General features: G+C 64.7%; 1 pseudogene. It reads right to left on the bottom strand.

Going from position 1 to position 289, the window contains the following annotated elements:
- Positions 1-274, bottom strand: a pseudogene (locus RVY79_RS19015) (amino acid deaminase); the annotation flags it as partial.
- Positions 275-289 lie beyond the last annotated feature (15 nt).

Raw genomic sequence — 289 nt, 5'->3', positions numbered from 1 at the left:
TCGCCATGTTGCGCTTGCCGACCAACTGAATGGCCATCAGCACGCGACGCACGCCATGCGCGTAGGCAACGCGCGTCTGGTGTGCCGTTGCCAGCGTGATGCCCCAGGCGCCACCCTCCAGTTGGCGCTGGAACAGGCGCGGCGCCATCGTCGTCTTGCCGTGCGGTGCCAGCTTGAAGCCGTATTCGCCCACACAACGCTGCATCCAGGCCAGGTTGTGTTCCAGGCGCGACTGCGAAAGCACTGCCACCGGCAGGTTCAGGTCTTCGCTCAATACGTTCCAGCGCTG

It is taken from the genome of Chromohalobacter sp. HP20-39, from assembly GCF_033052815.1.
Lineage (GTDB): Bacteria > Pseudomonadota > Gammaproteobacteria > Pseudomonadales > Halomonadaceae > Chromohalobacter.
The sequence above is the reverse complement of the archived record's forward strand: the minus strand, read 5'-3'. Positions and strand labels throughout refer to the sequence as shown.